Annotated in this window: 1 pseudogene; it reads left to right on the top strand. The window is 41.6% G+C overall.

Features of this window, described 5'->3' with window-relative positions:
* Window positions 1-28: 28 nt before the first annotated feature.
* Window positions 29-673, top strand: a pseudogene (locus ACTQ53_RS17550) (transposase); the annotation flags it as partial.

Genomic DNA, 673 nt, shown 5'->3' with positions numbered 1-673 from the left:
GAAGCCTATCAAGAAAGTTTTTAAATCATTGAATAAGCAGTTGGATTCCTTTGGACTCTTCAGCCATTCTTACTTATCTATTGATGGTAGTAAGTTCAAGGCTGTAAATTCCAAGGATAACAACTTTACTCTCAATAAGCTTGATGATCGTATTGCCCGTCTTGAAGCGCATGAGCGTCAGTACTTGGAGGATTTGGAAAAGAACGACTTCGATGATGAACGTAAGCTTGGCAGGGATGAAACCGAGCTTAATCTGGAGGTGGTTCAGAAGCGTCAGGCGGATTACAAAGAATATCGTAATCAACTGGAGGAAAGTGGAGAGAAACAACTTTCACTCACAGATCCTGATTCTAAGTTGATGAAGTTCAATGACGGTTTTAACGTTGGCTATAATGTACAGACAGCCGTCGAGGCAGACAGTCATCTGATAGCCACCTACAATGTTACCACCAATCCTACTGATCATGGCGAAATTACGGAAACACTGACTGAGGCCAAGAATGATTTGGAACATGAAATAGTAGAAGTTGTTGCCGACAAGGGTTATCAAGATCCAAAAGACATGGCAAACGCTTTGGCTGCAGGAATCATCCCTAATGTAATACAGCGAGATGGCGATGATGTTGCTGAAGTAGAGTTTGAATATGTAGAAGCTACCGTAACAGATGATATG

This window comes from Prevotella sp. Sow4_E9_plate (assembly GCF_052116205.1).
Lineage (GTDB): Bacteria > Bacteroidota > Bacteroidia > Bacteroidales > Bacteroidaceae > Prevotella.
Note: the sequence above shows the minus strand (reverse complement) of the source record. Positions and strands in the feature narration are given on the sequence as shown.